The organism is Komagataeibacter sp. SM21 (genome assembly GCF_041402665.1).
Lineage (GTDB): Bacteria > Pseudomonadota > Alphaproteobacteria > Acetobacterales > Acetobacteraceae > Komagataeibacter > Komagataeibacter saccharivorans.
Genome location: NZ_JBGLOV010000005.1, coordinates 63996 through 85780, shown reverse-complemented (window position 1 = coordinate 85780; position 21785 = coordinate 63996). Strand labels below are relative to the sequence as shown.

General features: G+C 63.4%; 15 protein-coding genes. 7 read left to right on the top strand and 8 right to left on the bottom strand.

Going from position 1 to position 21785, the window contains the following annotated elements; translation table 11 throughout:
* Positions 1 to 14 precede the first annotated feature (14 nt).
* The 5 genes from ACBR42_RS06970 to ACBR42_RS06950 form a co-directional block, all read right to left on the bottom strand.
* Positions 15 to 2330, bottom strand: a complete 2316-nt coding sequence (locus ACBR42_RS06970; protein WP_371207579.1) for an FdhF/YdeP family oxidoreductase — start codon at positions 2328 to 2330, stop codon at positions 15 to 17.
* A 220-nt stretch (positions 2331 to 2550) separates the two neighbouring features.
* Complete coding sequence (locus ACBR42_RS06965; RefSeq protein ID WP_102323815.1) at positions 2551 to 3009, bottom strand: Rrf2 family transcriptional regulator; 459 nt, start codon at positions 3007 to 3009, stop codon at positions 2551 to 2553.
* A gap of 375 nt (positions 3010 to 3384) precedes the next feature.
* The gene (locus tag ACBR42_RS06960) at positions 3385 to 5130 is read right to left on the bottom strand and encodes a bifunctional diguanylate cyclase/phosphodiesterase (protein ID WP_102323816.1); all 1746 of its coding nucleotides are present in this window, start codon (positions 5128 to 5130) and stop codon (positions 3385 to 3387) included.
* Between the two features lie 35 nt (positions 5131 to 5165).
* Positions 5166 to 7373, bottom strand: coding sequence for an EAL domain-containing protein (locus ACBR42_RS06955; RefSeq protein WP_371207578.1), 2208 nt, complete (start codon positions 7371 to 7373; stop codon positions 5166 to 5168).
* A 574-nt stretch (positions 7374 to 7947) separates the two neighbouring features.
* Positions 7948 to 9282 carry an ATP-dependent RecD-like DNA helicase gene (locus tag ACBR42_RS06950; RefSeq protein ID WP_371207577.1) on the bottom strand — a complete coding sequence of 445 codons (1335 nt, stop codon included), beginning with the start codon at positions 9280 to 9282 and terminating at the stop codon, positions 7948 to 7950.
* 368 nt (positions 9283 to 9650) lie between these two features.
* Here ACBR42_RS06950 and ACBR42_RS06945 point away from each other — a divergent pair, with 368 nt between their 5' ends.
* A complete protein-coding gene (locus ACBR42_RS06945; protein WP_371207576.1) occupies positions 9651 to 10529 on the top strand; it encodes a DMT family transporter in 879 nt (292 codons plus the stop codon).
* Between the two features lie 55 nt (positions 10530 to 10584).
* Here ACBR42_RS06945 and ACBR42_RS06940 read toward each other — a convergent pair whose 3' ends face one another.
* Together ACBR42_RS06940 and ACBR42_RS06935 are read right to left on the bottom strand one after the other, a co-directional pair.
* The gene (locus ACBR42_RS06940) at positions 10585 to 11688 is read right to left on the bottom strand and encodes an N-acetylglucosamine-6-phosphate deacetylase (protein WP_371207575.1); all 1104 of its coding nucleotides are present in this window, start codon (positions 11686 to 11688) and stop codon (positions 10585 to 10587) included.
* A 53-nt stretch (positions 11689 to 11741) separates the two neighbouring features.
* On the bottom strand, positions 11742 to 14297 hold the full coding sequence (locus tag ACBR42_RS06935) for an EAL domain-containing protein (RefSeq protein ID WP_371207574.1): 2556 nt from the start codon (positions 14295 to 14297) through the stop codon (positions 11742 to 11744).
* Between the two features lie 200 nt (positions 14298 to 14497).
* Between ACBR42_RS06935 and ACBR42_RS06930 the strand changes: the two genes are divergently transcribed.
* Complete coding sequence (locus tag ACBR42_RS06930; RefSeq protein WP_146220134.1) at positions 14498 to 14746, top strand: hypothetical protein; 249 nt, start codon at positions 14498 to 14500, stop codon at positions 14744 to 14746.
* A 13-nt stretch (positions 14747 to 14759) separates the two neighbouring features.
* Here the strand turns inward: ACBR42_RS06930 and ACBR42_RS06925 are convergent, their stop codons facing one another.
* Complete coding sequence (locus ACBR42_RS06925; RefSeq protein ID WP_146220133.1) at positions 14760 to 15002, bottom strand: hypothetical protein; 243 nt, start codon at positions 15000 to 15002, stop codon at positions 14760 to 14762.
* Here ACBR42_RS06925 and ACBR42_RS06920 point away from each other — a divergent pair.
* The 5 genes from ACBR42_RS06920 to ACBR42_RS06900 all read left to right on the top strand — a co-directional run bounded on the left by ACBR42_RS06920 (position 14981) and on the right by ACBR42_RS06900 (position 21717).
* Positions 14981 to 17521, top strand: a complete 2541-nt coding sequence (locus ACBR42_RS06920; RefSeq protein WP_371207573.1) for an HWE histidine kinase domain-containing protein — start codon at positions 14981 to 14983, stop codon at positions 17519 to 17521. The two genes, ACBR42_RS06925 and ACBR42_RS06920, sit on opposite strands and share 22 nt — an antisense overlap.
* Before the next feature lie 65 nt (positions 17522 to 17586).
* Complete coding sequence (locus ACBR42_RS06915) at positions 17587 to 18681, top strand: sorbosone dehydrogenase family protein (RefSeq protein ID WP_371207659.1); 1095 nt, start codon at positions 17587 to 17589, stop codon at positions 18679 to 18681.
* 81 nt (positions 18682 to 18762) lie between these two features.
* Positions 18763 to 19272 carry a cupin domain-containing protein gene (locus tag ACBR42_RS06910; protein ID WP_371207658.1) on the top strand — a complete coding sequence of 170 codons (510 nt, stop codon included), beginning with the start codon at positions 18763 to 18765 and terminating at the stop codon, positions 19270 to 19272.
* A gap of 404 nt (positions 19273 to 19676) precedes the next feature.
* The gene (locus ACBR42_RS06905) at positions 19677 to 21056 is read left to right on the top strand and encodes an amidohydrolase family protein (protein WP_371207572.1); all 1380 of its coding nucleotides are present in this window, start codon (positions 19677 to 19679) and stop codon (positions 21054 to 21056) included.
* Between the two features lie 148 nt (positions 21057 to 21204).
* A complete protein-coding gene (locus ACBR42_RS06900) occupies positions 21205 to 21717 on the top strand; it encodes a DUF1543 domain-containing protein (RefSeq protein ID WP_371207571.1) in 513 nt (170 codons plus the stop codon).
* Positions 21718 to 21785 lie beyond the last annotated feature (68 nt).

Here is a 21785-nt window from a genome sequence, read left to right as displayed (position 1 = left end):
TCTGGCTGCTTCGTTCAGGCGGGTTGCAGTGCTTCGGCCTGCGGGGCGGTCGCTGCGGCATGGACGCGCACGGGAATGGACTTGGCCGCGGGCGTGCCGCTGATCTGGTCAAAATGCGATAGCGGCAGAAGCGGGTTGAGTTCGGGATAGTACCCCGCGATCGAACCGCGCGGCATGGGATAGGGCAGCACCATGAAGCCGCTTAACCGCCGTTCGACCCCGTCACCGCTGATGGTTTCAAGATCCGCCAGCGTGCCTTCGCTCAGGTTGCGTTCGCGCATGTCCTCCTCGTTCATGAAGATGACGGTGCGGGTGTTGTACACGCCCCGGTAGCGGTCATTATTGGTGTAGATGGTGGTATTGTACTGATCGTGCGAGCGGATGGTGGACAGACGCAGCATGTCGGGGCCGCCAATGGGCGTGTCCTCGTCCAGTCCGTCGATCAGCAGGAAATTGGCCCGCCCGGTCAGGGTATTCCACCGGCGCTCTCGCGGGGGGACCGGCAGGGCAAAGCCTTTGGTGGCGCGGATGCGGGTGTTGAAACCGGCGTACAGGTCCGGATAGACCTGCGCGATCCGGTCGCGGATCAGGTCATAGTCATCAATGAATGATTCCCACGCGATGCTACTGTCCGGCAGGGTCGCGCGCGCCATGCGGCACACGATCTCGATTTCCGATCGCAGGTCGGGACTGGCGGGATGCAGCACCCCGCGCGATGCGGTGACGTTGGACATCGCGTCCTCGATCGTGACGAATTGCGGTCCGGTTTTCTGGTGGTCGATTTCGGAACGCGCGATGACCGGCAGGATCAGCGCATCACGCCCATGCACCAGATGCCCGCGATTGAGCTTGGTTGCGATCCCCACCGTCAGGTTCAGCCGCGACATGGCCGCATACGCAACGGGGGTGTCGGGAATGGCATGGATGAAGTTGCCCCCCATGCCGATGAACACCTTCGCCGTGCCGTCAATCATCGCCTGCACGGATTCAACCACATGGTGGCCATGTTCACGCGGCGGGTTGAAGCCGAATACTTCCTGAAGCCGGTCGAGATAGACGGGGCTGGGCTTTTCATCAATGCCGACCGTGCGGTCACCCTGCACGTTGGAATGGCCGCGCACGGGGCATATCCCTGCCCCCGGCTTGCCAAAATTGCCACGCAGCATGAGCAGGTTGGCAATCTGGTGGATCACGCGCGATCCCTGCTGGTGCTGCGTCACCCCCATGCCGAAGCAGATGATGGTGGCGCTGGATGCGGCATAGATCGCGCCCACGCGGCGGATCTGTTCTTCCGTCAGCCCCGACACCGCCACGATGTCGGCCCATTGCGTGGCTTCGATATCAGCTTTCAGCGCCTCGAAACCGAATGTGTGTTCGGCAATGAACGCATGGTCCAGAACAGCAGGTTCGCCCCTGGCCGCGGCTTCGGCATCCAGTTCGAACAGGGTTTTCATCACCCCCTTGAGGAAGGCCGCGTCCCCGCCGATGCGCACATGGCAGAACTCACTGGCGATGGGGGTGGAGCCGAACGTCGCCATCTTGATCGGGTCCTGTGGCTCGGTAAAGCGGATCAGGGCGCGTTCAGGCATGGGGTTGACGGCCACGATGGGCGTGCCGCGTTTGCGGGCATGGACCAGTTCGGTCATCATGCGCGGGCTGTTGGTGCCGGTGTTCTGGCCGATGATGAAAATGGCTTCGGTTTTGCCGAAATCCTCCATCCGCACCGTGCCCTTGCCAATGCCGATGGACAGCGGCAGGCCACGGCTGGTCGGCTCGTGGCACATGTTGGAACAGTCGGGGAAGTTGTTGGTGCCGTAGGCGCGCACGAATACGGAATACAGGAACGCGGCCTCGTTCGACGTGCGGCCGGAGGTATAGAATTCGGCCTGATCGGGACTGTCCAGCGCCTGCAGGTGCTGGCCAATCAGGGCATATGCCTCATCCCATGTGCATGGCACGTAATGGTCGGTCGCGGCGTCATAGCGCATGGGGTGGGTCAGGCGGCCCTGTTCTTCCAGCCAGTGATCGCTGCGCGCCATGAGTTCGGTAACGGTATGGGCGGCGAAGAATTCGGCCCCGATGTGGCGCTTCGTTGCCTCAAACGCCAGTGCCTTGGCCCCGTTTTCGCAGAATTCAAGGGTTTTTTCCCGGTCCGGGTCCGGCCACGCACAGCTTGGGCATTTGAAGCCATCGGGGTGGTTCATCGCCAGTAGCGCGCGCGATCCCTTGGCCAGCACGCTCTGTTCCATCAGCACGCGGGCTGTGGCGTTCGCCGCCCCCCAGCCACCGGCGGGATGGGTATAGGGCTTGTATTGCGGCCTGTCGGACATGGCTTTCCCGTATCGTTCTGCGTTGGCAGCATGTGGCCTTTGCCCGAAGGAAAGACCCCCTGCCTGCGCCATTGCAACAGGAAAAACCCATATCACATTGTAGATAAATGAGTTTTATCTTTTCATAATTGAAATCTATCAAAAACCCGCGAATTATCTGCCCTGTTTATATATAGGCATATACAGACATATAAAGCCATCCCCTTGGACCCGCCTGTGGTTACGGCATGCCATCGGGCAGATCCGCCTGCCCGGCGGGCGGCGGGCGACCCGGCGGGGGCAGGATATCGCGCAACGTAACGGTGTCCAGTTCCGCAAGAAATGCGTCCAGCGCGCGCGACAGGATGGGGCGCAGGGTGCATATATCCGCCAGCAGGCAGTCCTGCTGTCCATTGGCGGGCGTGCAGGCTGCAACCGGTTGCAGGCTGGCTTCCATCCGCCGCACGACGGTCCCGATCACGACATCTTCCGGCGGGCATGCCAGTTCCACCCCGCCACTGCGCCCCCGATGCGCAAGGACGACCCCGTCATGGGCCAGATGGCTGACCACTTTCACCAGATGGTTGTGGGAAATGCCGTGCAGGCCGGCGATATACTGGATCGGGATGCGCCTGCCGGGGTTCTGGCCCAGATGGAGCAGAACGCGCAGCGCGTAATCCGTGTGTAACGTCAGCCGCATGGTGCGGGCGGGACCGGCCGGGACACCTGCCCGTCAGCAGCGCCGGTCATGCGCGGCATCCGTGGCTGGAACTGTATGGCCATGACATGGCGGGCATGATGCTCCTGTCATTCGCGTATAGGCCCCGATAAATCGTGAACAATCGGTGTTGCGCAACACTGTGCATTCCCACCGGAAAACAGTGCAATACAATTGATATTTATAATTTTTTAATTTTCTGTATACGACACATATATACCATCTTCCGACCGCCGCACCGCTTTCGCGGCACCTGCCTGTCCGGTGCGGTGATGGGTGATTTCATGAAATGATGGCGTCAGCCGTCCCGGCAGGCATGATCCGCCCGGCGATCAGCCGCGCAGGATGCCCAATGGGTCAGGCATCCTGCGGGATTTCGCCCTGCCCCGTGTCGGGAATATGCTTTTCCAGCACGACCAGCAGGTTCCCCGCCGAAATGGGGGCGGAGATATAGAAACCCTGAATCCGGTCCACCCCGATTTCGCGCAGGATGGCCATCTGTTCCTCCCTCTCGACCCCGCCAACCGTCACATCCAGCCCATAGGCATGGGCAAGGCCGCACAGATGCGCGATCACCGCGCGGGCCTGCTGGCTGTGTTCGATACCGGCCACAAGGGTACGGGAAATCTTGACCATCGAGAACGGAATGCTGCGCAGGATCTCAAGCGGCAGCATGGCCTGCCCGAAATCATCCAGCGCAAGCTGGAACCCCTGCGCCGCCAGTTCGTGCAGCCGTTCCAGCATCCGGTCCGAACGCCCGGCGGACAGGACGGATTCCGATATTTCCAGCACATAATTCGCGGCCTTGCCGCCCTGCCGCCTGATCTCGATTTCCAGTTCATTCTGGAAACTGACATTCAGCAGGTCCAGCCGGGACAGGTTGATGGCAAGGCTCGGGCAGGCATCAAGGTTGCTGGCCCACAGCCGCATGTCATCACGAAAGACACGGACAAGCTGCGGGCTCATCATCCGCGCCAGCGCGGCGTCCAGAAACACATCGCGAAAGCTGTCCGCCGCCAGCAGCCCGCGCTGCGGGTGATGCCAGCGCAGCAGGGCTTCCATCTGGTCGCACTGTCCCGTGCGCAGGTTCAGGATGGGCTGGTAATACAGTTCAAACTGGTCTTCTTCCACCCCACGGCGGGCATCGGCCAGGATCTGCGCGCGTTCGATGCTCTGCTGGTGCAGGGCGATATCGAACATCCGCGCCTGATTGCCGCCCGCGCGCTTGGCGGCGTATAGCGCGACATCCGCGCTTTTCTGCAATGTCTCGGCGCATTCCAGCGCCGCGATGGGGGTAACGCCCACGCTGCCCGATACGCTGACCATGGTGCCGCCGACCTCGACGGGGGTTTCCAGCACCGACAGCAGCCGCTCCAGCAGAGCGGGCAGCGGCATGCGGTCAAGCGTGTGGCTTATGATAAGCGCGAATTCGTCACCACCCAGACGGCATGCCGCATCTTCGGGGTGGATCAGGTCCAGAAGGCGACGCGCCATGACCTTGAGCACGACGTCACCCGCATGGTGGCCGTGGATGTCATTGATCTGCTTGAAGCCGTCAAGGTCGAACATCATCAGGAACGCATCGCGCGCGATGTCCTGCGCCTTGCGCTCCACTGCGGCCTGAAGCACGGAATTGAAGCCGCCACGGTTGAACAGGCCGGTCAGCGGATCGGTCGCGGCCAGCGATTTCAGCCGGTCGCGCACGTTCATCAGTTCCGTTATCTCGAACCGCGTGGCCACGTAACCTTCGATCGCGCCCAGCGCGTTATGCTTGGGCATGATGGTGGTGCCGACCCAGTACAGCGTGCCATCCTTCGCCCGGTTGCAGATATTGCCGCGCCAGATGCCGCCTGCGCGGATGGTGCGGTACATCTGCCGGAAGAACGCCGCGTCGTGATAGCCGGAATTGACGATGCGGTGCGTCGCCCCCAGCAGTTCCTCACGCGAGTAGCGGCTGATCTCGCAGAACCGGTCGTTGACATAGGTGATGATGCCCCGCACGTCGGTAATGGCGACGATCAGCACGTTGTCCACCACATCGGCCCAGAAATCGGAATCCTTGTGGGTCAGCGCGCGCAGGCGGTCATCATGTTTGAATGGCATTATGTGGAAATCCCCCTCGGTCCCGCTTGGTCCTGTCAGGACGTGGCCGATGTGTGCGGGCCTGAGGCGGCACCAGTCGCGCGTATGGCAGCCGGACCACCCCCATCGCGCACCCACTGTTCCATCTTGCGTGGGGTCAGGGGACGGGCGAACAGATAACCCTGCATCACGTCACAGTCCAGTTCTTCCAGCAGCGCGCGCTGTTCCGCCGTCTCGACCCCTTCGCCAACCACGGTCATGCCCAGCCGCCGCCCGATACCGATGACCGCCATGGTCACGGCCTGCACGTTGGTATCGTGTTCAAAATTATGGATGAAGCTGCGGTCCATCTTGATTTCGGTAAGCGGCAGCCGTGTCAGGCGCGACAGCGACGAATACCCCGTGCCGAAATCATCCATCGACAGCCCGCAGCCCAGCGCGCGCACGGCATGCAGCACGCTTTCGGTCTCGTGGCTGCTGTCCATCGTCACACTTTCGGTAATTTCCACCGTCAGCCGCGCGGGGCTGAGGCCGTGGTCCTTCAGCAGCGCGTCGATATAGGCGGGCAGCGTCTGGTTGCGGAAATGCACGGCGGACAGGTTCACGGCCACCGTGGGCACATGGATGCCGTCGCGGTCCCATTTCACGATCTGGCGGCATGCTTCAAGCAGCGCCCACTGGCCGATGGCCTCGATCTGGCCGGTTTCCTCCGCCACCGCGATGAAGCGGGAGGGAAAGATGTTGCCAAGGCGCGGATGATGCCATCGCGCCAGTGCCTCCACCCCCGTCAGGTCCAGCGTATGGGTATGGACCTGCGGCTGGTAGTGCAGTTCCAGTCCATGATGGGCCACCGTATCGCGCAGCGCCGCCCCAAGCAGCAGCCGGTCGGGCGTGGCATGGCTTTTGGTGGGGCTGGCGACATGGAAGCCGCAGCAACCGTCGTGCCGCGCCTGCCGCATGGCCGCATCGGCATGGCTGAGCAGGGATTCACTGTCCGGCCCGTTGGCGGGAAAGGTGCTGACGCCGATGCAGCACGTCACGCCGATCATATTGCGGGCGATATGGAACGGACGGCTGATGGCCGCGATCAGGTCCCCCGCCACATTGGCGATCCGTTCGCCGTGGCAGTCGGGCACGACCATAACGAACTCATCCCCGCCGGAGCGGCTGAGGATATAGTCATCCTGCGCCACTGAACGCAGCCGGCGTGCGATTTCCATCAGGAATTCGTCGCCATGGATATGGCCCAGCGCGTCGTTGATATCGTGGAAACGGTCGATATCGAGCATGAATACGGCAAAGCGGCGGTTGCCGGAGCGCGCGATGGCGTCCGTCAGGGCCTGATGCAGCGCGCTGCGGTTGAGCAGCCCGGTCAGCATGTCGAAGCGCGCCAGTCGGGTAATGCGCGTGCGTGCCGCCTGCTGTTCCATCGCCAGCGCGCAGAAGGGCGCACACGCCCCCACCAGCCGCTGCGGCCATGCGCCAAGATGGTTGGCCCCGCGCAGGTACAGCGCGAAAATGCCGCCAACCTGCCCGTCCGCGCCCATGACAGGTGCCGCGTAGCACGACTGAAGCCCCAGTGAACGGCACAGGGACTGGTAGCTGTCCCATGCCAGCCGCCCGGCATAAGACGGGGTTGCGGCCAGCTTTTCCAGATCGACAGCGGACGGCCCCCCGCTTTCCAGCGCCGTGCGGATACGGGGCGGCAGGGCGGACGTGCATATGACCCGCCACTCCGGCCGCGTATCGTCACGCACCATCAGGATTCCGACGCTGTCAGGCACGAAACCTTCCACCTTGCGGCAGATCAGGCCGCCGATTTCGGCCATGCCGATATCGCCCGTCAGCGCCTGCACCACGTCATTCTGCAGGATCAGGATCTTGCGGCGCTGGGTTTCCTCCGTCACGTTCTTCAGGGTCGCGATGTAAAAGACCTGTGCCGCGTCCCCCTTCCCGGCCCGCACTTTCGATATGGACAGTTCCGCGCAGACATAATCGCCATCGGCGCGGGTAATGGCCATCTCCCGCGCGGCACCGACCAGCGCATCCAGTCCGCCCGTCCGCGTCGCCTGACCCGCGCAGGCGGGGATCAGCAGCGTGGCGTCACGGCCCATCATGTCAGCCTGCGTCAGGCCCCACAGACCCTCGGCAGCGTGGTTGCAGAAGACGACACGATCGTTGTGATCGAAGATTATGATGCCATCCATGGCCTGCTGAAGGGCGGGAAGCAGGATGTCGGCGGTCAGGGCTGGGGGCGCGCGCATCTGCATTACCGTCCTTCGTCACTGGCATTCATCATCCGCCCCCATCGCCGCGACGACCGGGACAGGGAATACGGACGGCATCCCGCACGAATGGACACGCGGCGTCCCCTTCCCCCTTTTATATGGGAAGGCAGCCGGGTCCGTTCCATAGCGGCGCGGCCTGCGGTGGCGGCGTGGGGGATGATCGGGGCGGTCTGTGGGGGCAACGGGTCGGTTTTCTCCATGGGGGCGTTACAGTCGGATAAGAAATTTATAAAAGGCACATAAATCGTAATATTTTTTAATTCTGTTCTCTATTTATACTTCATCTGGTTCCAGATTGCCAATGCGGCAGGTATTGATCCGACCTGTCGGGCGATTGATGCCTCTAACGCAAATGGTTTCTGCTCCAGTTATTGTATGATATAACACAAAACAGCCTATTTGAGAATATTTAACAATTAATTAATACGCATATTGAATATACGATAACTGAACATGAATGGATACAAATCATGTGGGGAGATATTGTTTTGTAACGTATGCCCCGCCGGTCCGTTTCCTGCGCCGGTTCCGGTACGGCGTATTGTGGTGCTCAGTCCCCCTGCGCCTGCGCACCCGCAAGCTGGCCGGGCAGGCCCGTCAGGATCATGGCCTTTGACGGGCGTGTCGCCGCCACATACAGCAGTTGCTGCGTTTCCAGCAGGTTGGCGCTGGCGCGGCGGGCAATGTCGCCCACATCCACGAATACGCGCCCGAACGTGCTGCCCTGCGCGGTATGCACCGTCATGGCATAGACCGCCTGCAACCTGCCTATGCCACGGCGGAACACGAAACGGTGCTGCCAGCGCGCGCGGTCCTGCGCCGCCTCGTTTTTAAGCCTGCGCTCGATCGCGCCCATATCCGCGCCGGGGCGCAGGATCGGCACCGGCGTTTCATCCCCCGCAAGCGTGCGCAGGACCACTTCATGGATCGGCAGTTCCGTTGTCCAGCCCGCCACCTTCGACGTGGCGGGAAAGGCATGGCGCAGCACCGTGGGGCGGATGGCGGCGACTTCCGCTTCCTCGTTGGTGGCGACCATCACGCGGCGGCCTTCCACATCCATGACCGGGGTGCGGGCGATCACACGTTCCCCCGCGACGAAGGGCGTTGGCGTCTCCCCCCCATGCACCCAGCGCCGCACGATGCGGTTGATGGCGTCCACACGCGCATTGGTCCAGCACAGGTAACGGAACGCATCGCTGTCCGCGCGGAACTCATCGGACGTAAAGGCCCGCCGCATCCATTCGTCCGGCGCGCGCGGCACGAACAGGCCCGCCCCGTCATGATGGCTGGCGCGGCACCATGACCAGTCCAGCGGGCCGCCCTGACTTTCGCGTATGGCGGTGGCGGCGGCGACCAGCGGGTTATCGGCGGCCTGCCGCACCACGGTATTGAGGTGCGAGGCGGAACGGATGGCGAAGGACGGGCTTATGGCCTCCCCCACCGGGGGAAGCTGCGCCGGGTCGCCCACGAACAGCACGAAGCGGTCCGGCACGAGTTCGCGCACCCAGCGCATGAGTTCGGAACCCACCATGCTACATTCATCAATGACGATGACATCCGCCGTGATCGGTTCGGGCCGGTCGGCGCGTTGCAGCACCTCGCGCCCGTCCTGCGCGCCGGGTTGCAGCGACAGCACATTATGGATGGTGCGGCACGGAGCCAGATTGCCAACGCGCGCGCGCAGCACCGCCGTCGCCTTGTGCGTGGCGGCGGTGAACACCACTTCCGCCCCGCGTTTGCGCAGCGCGCGGGCGACCTGCTGCATGAGGGTGGTCTTGCCCGTCCCGGCATAGCCGGTCAGCAGATGGGTGGCCGAGACCCCGCGCGCGGCGAGTATTTCCGCCAGCGCCCGTTCCTGGCACGCGGTCAGGACCGTGCGGGACATGAAACCACCGGACGGGGCGAAGATGCGCGGGCCTGAAGCATCGGGGCGGGTCTGTTCCTTCCTGCGGGTTACGTATCCGCCCGACTAATAAGCCGCGCCACGACAGCCGGCCAGAAGAAAAGCGTGCCCTGCCCCGACCGCAGGGGCCGGACAGGTCCGGTACCACGGAAAATACGATTGCCGCCATACATGAACCGCAAAGCACAATTGCCGTGATCGTTGTGTAATCGTATTGATAAGCCGCCGCGTGCGGTCCACAGTGGCGATGCCATGATGATCGTCCGTAAAAACCCCTGCCGTCACCACCGCGCACTGACCGCCCCGCGCCGGACGCCGCCATCATCCCCGCCGCGCGCGGGATGGGTGGCATGATGCGCTCCCCCCTTGCGCTGGCCATGACCGCCATCGTGGCATGGAGCCTGATCGCCCCGGTGTCCAAGCTGGCGCTGGTATCACTCAATTTCTACAACTTCCTGTTCATCTCCAACGTCATTTCCTGCGTGGCTGTGGGCGTGGCATTTGCCGTGATGTGCCGGGGGAATTTCGCGCGCCTGTCGCCCGTGCGGCGGACCAATCAGGTGGCGATGATGGCGGGCGTGCTGGACTGCATGTTCTACCTTGGCATCTATCACGGCTACCGCATCAGTAACGGGGTTGCGGTGCTGATCGCGCAGTATAGCTGGCCGGTGCTGATTGTGGTGCTGTCCGCCGTGTTCTTTCACGTCCGGCCCACCGCGCGGCAGGGAATGGGGCTGGCCTGCGGGGTGCTGGCCATCATCATCACCATAAGCCATGGCGACCCGCTGCATATCGGGCTGGGCCATCCCGGCGCGCTGGGGCTGGTGGTCGGCGGCGCGCTGTGTTTCGCGGTGCTGTCGGTCCTGTCCAAATACTACATGGACGATGCGCTGGCGGGCACGGTATGGCTGTTCGTGACATCCACCCTTACCTCGCTGGCGGTGGGTGCTGCGGCGGGCGGGATCAGCCTGCCACCGGCGGCGGCCCTGCCCACGCTGGTCCTGAACGGGGTGGCGATCAATGGCCTGTCCTACATATTCTGGATAGTGGCGCTGGCACGCGGCAACGCGGTGCGGATTTCCGCGCTGGTTTTCCTGACCCCCGTGCTGTCAACGCTGTGGCTGGTGATGTTCTTTCACGAACCGTTCCTGCCTGCCTATGCGGTCGGGCTGTGTCTTGCCCTTGCGGGGGGATTGCTGTGCATGCGTGGCAATGCGGCAGAGTCATAGGGCCATCCCGTGGGACATTCCCTGAAATGATCTGCGGCGTCTTCTGAAGCTGTCTTTATATACAGCGGCGACCGGCTACCCAGACTTCCTGCACGTTCAGATCCCGGTCCATGACGACGAAATCGGCACGGTGGTCCGGTGCGAGCACGCCGCGATCGGGCAGGCCCAGCCAGTTCGCCGCATGTGTGCTGACCAGTCCGGCCGCCTGCGGCAGTGATGCCCCGGCCCGCACGGCGTTGCGCAGCGCCACATCCAGCGTCAGCACGCTGCCAGCCAGCGTGCCATCGGCCAGACGGGCCACGCCATCGGCCACCATGACCCCCTGCCCGCCCAGTTCGCTCGGGCCATCGCCCGTGCCGGTGGCGCGCATGGCGTCGGTCACGAATACAAGCCGCCCACCCATCACACGATGCGCAAGCCCGAACAGGGCCGGATGGACATGATGGGTGTCGAACACCATCTCGCCATAGCCCGCATCGCTACACATAAGCGCCGTAACGGGACCGGGCGCACGCGCCATGACCGGCGGCATGGCGTTGAACAGGTGCGTGCCACCGGCAACCCCGCCCGCCGCGCAGATGCAGCCGATGGCCTGTTCCGTGCAGTCGTAATCCGCCATCGTATGGCCGATACTGACCCGCACGCCCGCCTGCGCGAACTGGCGCATTGCGGCCTGTGCATGATCGATTTCCGGGGCCAGCGTCACCACCCGCACCGCCCCGGTATCCAGTGCCGCGCCAACCCGCGCGGGTGTGGGCAGCAGGGCGAAGGGTGGCTGCGCGCCAAGCCGGTGGGGGCTGATGAATGGCCCTTCCAGATGTGCGCCGGGAATGTCGGGGCCATCCGCCATGCCATCGCGCATGACATCCGCCACCGCCCGCAGCGCGCCCAGCACATCATCCCATGGCGCGGTTATGGTGGTGGGCAGGAGCGTGGTGGTCCCGTGGCGCATATGAAAACGTGACAGATGGCGGATCGCATCCACCCCATCCATGGTATCGGCCCCGCCGCCGCCATGCACATGCCCGTCAATAAAACCGGGCAGGATATAGCGATCCGGCACGTCGCTGCGGTCCTGCATGCCGGTAATGACCGTGTCGAACACAATACGGCCGGGCATGACCCGGTCGGGCAGGACGATGTGGCCGTCAATGCTCACGGTACGGCTTTCTCCCCGCCTGTCACGTCATACCGTGACGGGGCGCATGGTGGTTACAGGCCCAGTTCTTCCGGCCGGTAGGCTGCAAACCAGTCCCTGAACTGGTCCGCAGGCAACGGTTTGGAGAACATGTATCCCTGAAGCACGTCGCAGTCCATTTCCGCCAGCAGGCGGCGCTGCTGCTCATGCTCGACACCTTCGGCCACCACGGTCATGCCAAGGCTCTGGCCAATGCGTACCGACGCCATCACCACCGCGCGCACCTTCTCGATGCTTTCCAGACCCACCATGAAGCTGCGGTCGATCTTCATTTCGTTCACCGGCAGGCCCGCAAGGTTGGACAGGCTGGAAAAACCGGTGCCGAAATCGTCCATCGACATGCCAACACCCATTTCACGCAGCGTCTGAACCATGTGGATGGTTCGCTCGTAGCTGTCGATCATGGTGGTTTCGGTAATTTCGATTGTCAGCCGGTTGGGCGGAATCCCGGTCTCGCGCAGCAGGTCACGCACGAAATCGGGCAGCGTTTCATCACGGAAATGCAGCGCCGACAGGTTGACCGATACAATCGGCACATCCACGCCATCGCGTATCCACTCGGCCATCTGCTCGCACGCCACACGCAGCGACCATTTGCCGATAGCCTCGATCTGGCCGGTTTCCTCCGCCACGGTAATGAACCGTTCTGGCGAGACAAAGCCAAGTTTCGGATCGGTCCAGCGCGACAGCGCCTCCACCCCGTACAGCCTGCCGCTGCGGGCATGGACCTGCGGCTGATAGAACAGGCGCAGGTCGTTATTGGCGATGGCGTCACGCAGGGCGGCGGCCAGGATCAGCCGGTCGCTGGCCTGCTGGTTCATGCTCTGGCTGAAGAAACAGCACCGCCCGCCCCCGCTGGCCTTGGCCTGGAACATGGCGCTTTCGGCATTCTTGAGCAGCGTGCCGCCATCTTCCCCGTTTTCGGGGTAAACGGCCACGCCAAGGCTGGCGGACAGGCCGATGCGGACATCGCCAATCTGCGCCGGGGCTTCAAGCTGATGCAGGATCGTGGCGCTCAGGGTGGAGGCATGCTGCTGCTCCCCCGCCGTCACGATGGTAAACTGGTCGCCCCCGCTGCGCACCAGCGTATCATCCAGACTTATGATCTCCCGCAACTGGTTGCTGACCCGCGCGATCAGTTCGTCACCCGCCGTATGGCCGAACAGGTCGTTGATGTGCTTGAAATTGTCCATTCCCACCGTAACCAGCATCAGGTTGCCGCGGCCGGGGCGGCGCAGCAGGCGGGCCATGTTCTGCCGCAGCCAGCGGCTGTTGGGCAGGCCGGTCAGCATGTCGAAATCCGACAGGCGGCTGATATGTTCCTTCGCCTCGTGCCGTTCTATGGCCACGGTGCACAGGTGCAGGCTGGCGTTCACCGCCTTCTGGCAGGCGGGACCGGGCAGGCTGGCGGTGCGGGAATAGCAGGTGAAGACCCCGGCCACGCGGCTGTTGCGCAGGATGATGGGGGTGGCGACGGCGGTATGGATGCCGTGGTGCAGCGTCGCATCGCGCATGTTCCGCCAGCGCGGGTCGGTTGCGATGGCGGGGGACTGCGCCACCGTGCCGGTAATGGCGGCCACGCCGGAACACGGGGCGTCCGGCCCGATGGGCTGCGCGTCATACAGTTCGACCAGTTCGGACGGCAGGCTGGCGCGGCCCACGCATTTCAGCCGGTCATCCGAACCGATCAGGTAGATGGCCACCATCACGTCGGGGATATGCTGTTCGATACGGCGGCAGATGAAGTCCATGACCTCGTTGAGGCCAAGGTCGCTTGAAATCGCTTCCAGCGTGTCGCGCTGAAGGCTGTCGAGGAAATACTGTTCGGTAATATCGGTCAGCACCACCACGATGTTCTCGATCCCGCCATCGGCATCGAATACGGGGTTCATGGTGGCGGATACCCAGATATCGCGCCCGCTGGCGTGGCGGGCGCGGATTTCAACCGTGAAGCCCCGGGCGTTGCGGGCACTTTCATGCAGGGCGTTCAGGATGCCGATATCGGCCGCGTCGCCCGTCAGCAGGGCGGACAGTCCCTGCCCCACCACCTGCTCAAAGGTGAAACCGAACAGGTCGCTGAAGGCGCGGTTGACGTAGATGATGCGGAAGGAAGGATCGAGGATGGCGACGCCACGGTCGGTCTCGCGCACCACCAGCGACAGCATGCGGATTTTTTCGCGGTCGGCGACTTCACGCGATATGTCGCGGATCAGCGCCATGTACCCGACCTTGCCCCCCACCGCGATGCGCGACAGCGACAGGTTGGCCCAGAAGGTGGTGCCGTCAAAACGTTCGACTTCCACATCGCGGCTGGTGCCGACGATGCGGTTGACCCCGCCATCGCGGTTCTGGCGGATCAGGTCATCATGCGTGCTGCGCAGCGCGCGGGGCACGAGGACACTCACATTACGCCCCATCACGTCTTCACGCGCGCAGCGCCACAGTTTTTCCGCGGCGCTGTTGAAGAAGGTGATGTCGTTTTTCTCATCAATCAGCACGACGGCGAGAATGCTCTGTTCCAGCGCGGGCAGGACAGTAATCGGCGTGTTGTCTATCACGTCTCGGGGCATCTTGCTGCTGGGCTCCTGCTAATCGGCAACGCGCGGGATGAGGAGACGGAAATGTGACATATACTGAAATATTTCGATAACCATATCGCGTGACCAGCCAGTACGCGCCTTAATGCGCATGGTCGTATTAACAAAGCATATATCGAAAGTATATGGCCAAAATTACCGCCCGGGTAATACCTGTCTCCTGCAGGCGGGCCATGCCTTATGGCCCCGTTTACCGGGCATTGACACGCGCTATGGAAGGATATGCGCCCCGATACCACTCCCCCGCTGGCAATACCCGCACGCCCCGCCGCATTGCCGGGCAGGATGCGCGGGCACGGCATGCCAGTGCCACGGATGACTTTATCTATACCGGAAATGTATGGATAAGGGTGGTCATGACGCATCATCTGCATGGTTATGAGGAAGGGTTGCACCATGTCTTTACCACCACACAAATGTGATCGGGCGCAGCCGTCACGATGACTGTATGGTAGCGGGCGCGACATGGCGTACGGACCGCAGGGGCGCAATCGGGGCGGGCGCCAGCGGCGGGGCGGGACAGCCCGGATCGCCGCGTACGATCATCCCACAGGCAGGAGCCGCAATGGCACAGGCGGGGGCATATTGCACGGACACGTCCCATACGGGCATACCGTGGCGCGGATCGGTTTCCGGTGGGGTGGATGGGGCGCATAATGGCGGGACATGACGGGACATGCAGCCTGTCCGTCGGGGCGGAATGCATCCAGCCCCATGGATGGCTGCTGGTATGCGATGCGCGGCTGGAGCGCATCACGCGGTGGTCGGCCAACGCGCCGGAACATCTGGGTAACGTGAAACTGGCTTACGGAATGGGCCTGCGCGACGTGATCGGGCGCGAGGCAACCCATAGCATCCGCAACGCGCTGGCCACCCATGGCGAAGCCCATCGCCGCCCCGCCCTTGTATTCGGTCAGGAGCTGCCATCTGGCGGTCTTTATGATGTCGCGATCCATACGGCGGGCGACGAAATCATGCTGGAGTGGGAACCGCCCGCCCGTATGGGGCTGGACGGGGCCTATCTGTCGCTGCTGCGCACCATGATCGACCGCATCCGCGAGATTACGGAATTCGAGCGTCTTTACCGCACTGTTGTCCGCCTGATGGCCGGGGTGCTGCGCTTCGACCGGGTCATGCTCTACCACTTCGCCGAGGACGGGTCAGGCAAGGTGGAAGCCGAACATCACGGTCCCGACCTTGAAAGCTTCCTCGGCCAGCATTTTCCCGCCAGCGACATCCCTGCCCCGGCCCGCAGGCTGTACAGCACCAACCTGATCCGCGCGGTCAGTGATCTTGCGGCCAAACCGGTGCCTGTCATCTCGCCTGCCCACCTGCCGCCGGCGGACCTGCTGCATACCCACCTGCGCGCGGCGGTGCCCACCCACCGCGACTACCTGCGCGGGCTGGGGGTCGTCGCATCACTGTCGGTATCGCTGATGGTGGACGGGCGGCTGTGGGGCATGATCGTGTGCCACCATTACAGCGCGCGCACGCTGAACATGAGCGAGCGCGTCGTGGCCCGCATGTTCGGGGAATTCCTGTCGCTACAGATCACCAACCTGCTGCGCACCAAGCGGCTGGTCATGACGCACCAGACCCATGCGCTGATCGAAACCTTCCTCAAGGGGGCGGCCCCGGTCTCTGACATGCCGGCCTATCTCATGGCCCACCTGAAGGAGATGCTGACCTTCGTGCAGTGCGATGGCGCGGCGCTGTGGGTGGGTGGACGGTGGACCTATAACGGCGCGCATCCCCCGCCGGACGCCATGGACGCCCTGCTGGAACTGGCGCGCGAACAGGCGGGGACGCAGATATGGCACACGAACCGCCTGAGCACCTTCATACCGGACGCGGTGCATTATGTAGCCGATGCGGCGGGGGTGATGATCGTCCCGATTTCTTCGCGCGTCGGGGACTATCTGCTGGTTTTCCGCCGCGAGGTGGTGCGGACCCTGAAATGGGGCGCCTCCCCCGATACGCCACCGGACCCGCACGATCCCGTTGACGTGCAGGACGGCTATTTCGGCCCGCGCAACAGTTTCGAGATATGGACCCAGCAGGTCACGCAGGAATGCCTCCCATGGACGGCGGATGAGGTGGAAGCCGCGACACTGGTGCGCTCCGCCCTGATCGAGGTGATGGGCGCATACCACCAGTTGCAGTTGCGTGAACGCGCGGCGGCGGACCAGCGGCAGCGCATGCTGAACGAGGAACTGAACCACCGGGTCAAGAACATCCTGTCCGTCGTGCAGTCACTGGTCAGCCAGCCCGTCGCACCCGAAGATACGGCCCCCGAACATGTCCAGCGCCTGCGCGGGCGCATCCGCGCACTGGCGCTGGCGCACGATCAGGCGGTGCGCAGCGAAGGCGGCGGCCTGCTTTACGCACTACTGGATGCGGAACTTGCACCGTACCGGGAACGTTCGTTCATTACATGCTCCGGCCCGCGCATATGGCTGACGGGTCAGGCGCTTTCGGTGCTGGCGCTGGTGATCCATGAACTGGCCACCAACGCGGTCAAATATGGCGCGCTGGGGCAGGCCTGCGGGCGGCTGGACATAAGCTGGACATATGATGCGAAGGTGGATGAATGGCGTATCACATGGCGCGAGACCGTAGGCAATGCGGTCCTGCCCCCCACGCGGCGGGGTTTTGGCTCCGTGCTGATCGAACGCGGGTTCCCGCATGAACTGGGCGGCAGCGCCCATGCCGACTGCAGGCCGGACGGGTTGCGGGTAACGCTCAACCTGCCTGCCCGCCACGTCAATCCTGCCCCGGACGCCGCCGATGACGCGGACCCGTCGCCCCAACCCCAATCCCCCGCCACCGGAAAGGAGAAGAAAGTGCTGGATGCGGATATTCTGCTGGTCGAGGATCAGTTCCTGATCGCGATGGAGGCGGAACAGGCGATCGAGGACACCCGGATCGGGCAGGTGCGGACCGTGGCCTCGGTTTACGAGGCGCTGAACGCGATAAGCGAGCGTGTGCCCGATGTAGCGATACTGGATGTCAATCTGGGTGGTGAAAGTTCGATCGCGGTGGCGCGTGCCCTGCGTGAACGCGGCGTGCCGTTCATTTTCGCCACCGGCTATGCCGACGGCACCCTCATCCCCAGCGAACTGCATGATGTGCCGGTGGAGCGCAAACCCTATTCCGCCACGGCGCTGGCTGAAAAAATCCGCCAGATCATATCCTGACGCCCGACGCTGAAAAGGAAGTGCCCGCCTTGCCCCGTTTCCCCGTTACCCATGTCGGTCTGGCCATGCTGACGCTGGGCGTCATGTCCTCCTCCGCCGCGCGCGCGGCAGTGCATGCGGACCGGCTGCGGGTGCCTGCGGGATTTCATATAAGCCTTGTATCGGATCAGGTGCCCGGCGCGCGGGAAATGACGCGCGGCGCACGGGGCACGCTGTTCGTGGGCAGCATGGGGGCGGGACGGGTCTACGCGCTGAGCGGGCTTGATGGTCCGGGGCCAGTCAAGGTGCGCACCATCGCCCACGGGCTGGATCTGCCGGTGGGGGTGGCGTTCCATGACGGGGATCTTTACGTGTCCGACATGCGGCGCATCGTGGTGCTGCGCGATATCGAAAACCATCTCGACACGCCGCCCGCACCACAGATCGTAGCCGACGACCTGCCCTACCGCGCGGGCGACCATTCATGGAAATTCATTGCTTTCGGCCCGGATAACCGGCTGTACGTCCCCATCGGCGCGCCGTGCAACATATGCGACGTGGGACATGATTTCGGCCGTATCATCAGCATGACCCCCGATGGCGGGGACCGCCGCGACGTGGCCTTCGGCATCCGCAACACGGTCGGCTTCACATGGCAGCCGGGCACCGGCACGCTGTGGTTTACCGATAACGGGCGCGACAACATGGGCGATGACATGCCATCGGACGAACTGAACCGGCTGGACCGGCCGGGACAGTCCTTCGGTTATCCCTACTGCCATCAGGGCAACGTGCCCGACCCGGAGTTCGGCAGCCAGCATGCGTGCGGCGAATTCACCCCGCCCGCCCTGCTGCTGGGTGCGCACGTGGCGGCACTTGGCCTGCGGTTTTATGAAGGCAGCCAGTTTCCCGCCGCCTATCACAACAGCCTGCTGATTGCCGAACACGGATCATGGAACCGCAGCACGCTTGCGGGGTATCAGGTCGTAAGCGTGGGCTTCGGCCCCGATAACCGGCCCCAGCCGCCCGCCGTGCTGGTCAGTGGCTTCCGGCAGGGGCAGCAGGCATGGGGCAGGCCCGTGGACGTGCAGCCCATGCCCGATGACAGCGTGCTGATAAGCGATGACCTGTCAGGCGCGATCTATCGCCTGACCTACGGCCCGCCCCCCGCCACGCAGTAATCCGCCCGTTCCCGTCATACCCATAAAGGAGGGACCATCTTGATCCGTGGCACCACCCTGATCACCGCCTGCCTGCTGGCCATATCCACCCTGCCCGCCAATGCGGCGCAGCCCCCTGCCCCCGCCAGCCAGACCGGGCAGCCACCGCAGCGCATATATCGACATTTATGGACCGATGACAAAGGCATAAGCCACATCGCCACCTGTCCGGTCAGCAATTTCTTCCTCAAGAGCATGTCCCCACCTGCCGGACCACAATGGCAGGACCCGATGATGCCGCAGGTAGCCACCATCATGATGACGGTCCAGCCCGCCCACTGGGATGGCGCGTGGCACCCGGACCCCAGGCCGCAATGGATCATCCCGCTGCAGGGAAGTTGGTATGTGCGCGCCATGGACGGCACGCGCGTAGAGATGGGCCCCGGCGATATCCTGTTCGGAGAAGACCAGAACGTCCGCCCGATGGAAACCGGCCCCTACCGTGGCCGCAAGGGCCATGATGCAGGCAATATCGGCGATGGACCCGTTACCCTTATGGTCATCCAGACCGCCAGCGCCCCGGTCATCAACCAGCCCTGCCGTTATCGCTAGGCGCTTAGTCCCATCCGGTTGGTTGGAGGAGGTAGAAGCACCAGATTACGGAGCACACGGGACAATCAGGGACAGACCTGCATCGCAATTCGTTACGATTACGAACCTGACCTTTCCTTCCACTACAGTTATCAGCGGATAGCGCAGAAGTTCTGACCATCGGTCATATTCTTATCCACAGATTCCGGGGATAGTCGGAAAGATAACCCTGTGGAAAAAACCTTAGGAATTGAATTTATCTTGTAAATTCAATGATCTTTCGCATGGGTGTGGATTTCTGCGCCCTACCCCTGACAGGGCCATATGCACAGCCGCCATCGCGGCATACTGTTACGACCTGTAAAACATATGCGGGCGGCCCCGGACGGGAGCGGCCCGCGATACAGGAAAGCAGAGGTGCGGGAATGGGTGAATTCATCATACAGGGCACGGTTCTTACGCCGGTCAGCGCAACACGGGTCGGCATGGGCCGCGATGTGGTGCATGTGGCCGCGGATGGCCGCATTGCCGCCCGTCATGCACATGATACCCCCGCCGCCGCCGACCTGCTGGCCCACGCCGCGCGCAGCGGCATACCGGTGCGCACGCTGGGGCCGGGGCAACTGCTCATGCCCGGTTTTGCCGACCTGCACGTCCATGCCCCGCAATGGCCGCAGATGGGCCGCGCGCTGGACCTGCCGCTGCGTGACTGGCTGGAACAGCGCACCTTCCCCCTTGAAGCCCGCTTTGCCGACCCGGACTTCGCCGGCCCGGTCTATGAGGAAATGGTCACCACCCTGCTGGCCAACGGCACAACCACGGCGGTCTTTTTCGCCACCATTCATGAAGACAGCAGCCTGCTGCTTGCACGCATCTGCCTGCGCCATGGCCTGCGCGCCCATGTGGGGCTGGTGGCGATGGACGATCCCGAACTGTGCCCCGAAGGCTACCGCAATACCAGCGTGGAACAGGCCCTTGCCGCCACCCGGCGCTTCATCCACGCCGTGCGTGCGCTGCCGGGCAATGAAAGCGGACTGGTGCGCCCCATGGTCACGCCACGCTTCATTCCCGCCTGCACGGACGGGCTGCTGCATGGTCTGGGCGTCATGGCGGCGGAAGAAGACTGCCTGATCCAGACCCACTGTTCGGAAAGCGACTGGGAACATGATTACGTGCGCCAGCGCACGGGAGTAAACGATACCGTTGCGCTGGACCGTTTCGGGCTGCTGCGCCCGGGCACGGTGCTGGCCCATTCGTGTTTCATGACCGAGGATGACATGGCGCTGGTGCAGGCGCGCGGGGCGGCCATCGCGCACTGCCCGCTATCCAATGCCTATTTCGCAGGCGGGGTGCTGCCGCTTCGCACGGCATGGCAGGCAGGCGTGCATGTGGGCCTGGGCACGGATATTTCCGGCGGTTACTCGCCTTCCGTAGCCGTCAATGCCGCCATGGCGGTCACTGCGGCCCGCATGCTGGATACGGGTAACGATCCCGCACGCCCGCAGGCACAACGGGGGCGGCCCGGTTCCCGCATCAGCTTTGCCGAAGGGCTGTGGCTGGCCACGCGCGGGGGTGCGCAAGCACTGGGGATTGCCGCAGGCCAGCTTGAGGTCGGCATGGCATTCGACGCCATCGAAATCGACCGCACGGCACCGGGCAGCAACATCCTGCCCCCCATCCATGGCGAGGATGGCGCGGCGGAGGATGTGGCCCAGCAGATCCTGTGCAACATGGGCCGCCCCAATATCCGCACCGTATGGGTCGCGGGACGGCAGGTGCATGGAACTGACGCAGCCCCGGACTGACCGGGGCATCGGGCCAATATGATGGCGCCACGCGGCGGTACGGCCATTGTGCCGTTGCTGGCATCATGTAATCATATCGAAACAATTTCGTAAAAACGGGAAATCATGCCAACCGGATGACCGGGGCACGACGAAAGGCATCAATCGGATGGACGGGGAAAAAACGAAACTGTTCGTGTTCTACCTTGGCGGGTCGGCGCCGGGCGCGAATATTGAAGTGCATGACGTACAGTTCGCCGCCGTAAGGAAGCCGGAAGACGCCTACCCCATCATGGCCGAAAAATGGTACGGCACGCGCAAGGGCCTGCATATCGACGCATACGGCATCGTGGACTGGGCCGACGGCCATGACGTAACCCTCTCCCCCGAGAAGCCTGCGGGTTCCAGCAGGCTGTTTTTTGTAAACATGGGCGGCTATCTGCCCGGCAGGCTGCGCGAGGATCACCAGTTCGCCTTCTTCGTCGCGGAAAATGAGGAAGACGCCAAACGCAAGGCGAGGAACACGCTGCTGGTCGATTACAAACACCAGCACAAGGACAATCTGATGGAAGTGGATGACTGCGTGCTGATCGACGCGCTTGAGGGCCAGTACGTCCACCTGAACCCCAATCCGTCCGGCCAGCCGGTCAGGGCGATATTTCAGGGCGTGATATGGGTCTGACCCGCTACGGGTAAACCCGGCCGCAAACTTACGCCCGGACCATGCGGGCCGCCACAACCGGCGGCCCC